Source organism: Pseudomonas sp. EA_5y_Pfl2_R50 (assembly GCF_963970475.1).
Lineage (GTDB): Bacteria > Pseudomonadota > Gammaproteobacteria > Pseudomonadales > Pseudomonadaceae > Aquipseudomonas.
In genome coordinates this window covers 1-447 of record NZ_CAXAPT010000180.1, presented here as the reverse complement: position 1 = coordinate 447, position 447 = coordinate 1, and the positions used below count along the sequence as shown (strand labels likewise).

Genomic DNA, 447 nt, shown 5'->3' with positions numbered 1-447 from the left:
ACAAGTCGTTTCACCCAGAGCACGGCGCGAAGGATCAAGGGCCGCAACCACGATCACAGGCTACGATTTATGTCAGCGCTAGCGATGCTGTAAAATTAGCTGAATTTCAGGCGCAAGGCGGGCCCAAGGTTGCGATCGCCGTGACAAGCGATGGCCGGTGGGGTCTCAAATACCTCGAGGGTAAAGATGTTGGTCGGTTTGAGCGCCGCACAGTCGTGGCGGCGTTCAAACAACCCGCCGTCGGCCTTACTCCAGTCGAGATCTGGAAGGATGGCGAGAGGGTGCATTTTGGTAACGAGATTACAGAAATACGCCGAGGTAGAGATCAACATGCTGCAGCGCTCGACCCCAACTTCCCAGCGCGGGAACGCCAGCGAGCCCAATTGAAGGCTGATAGCCCGATCCGCGCCAAGACGGATCAGGAAAGCACGATCGGTGCGCCGCTGT

Annotated in this window: 1 protein-coding gene; it reads right to left on the bottom strand. The window is 57.7% G+C overall.

Going from position 1 to position 447, the window contains the following annotated elements; translation table 11 throughout:
• Positions 1-95 precede the first annotated feature (95 nt).
• Positions 96-447 (bottom strand): hypothetical protein (locus tag AACY19_RS27335; protein ID WP_339454614.1); only part of this gene is annotated, 352 nt, incomplete at its 5' end.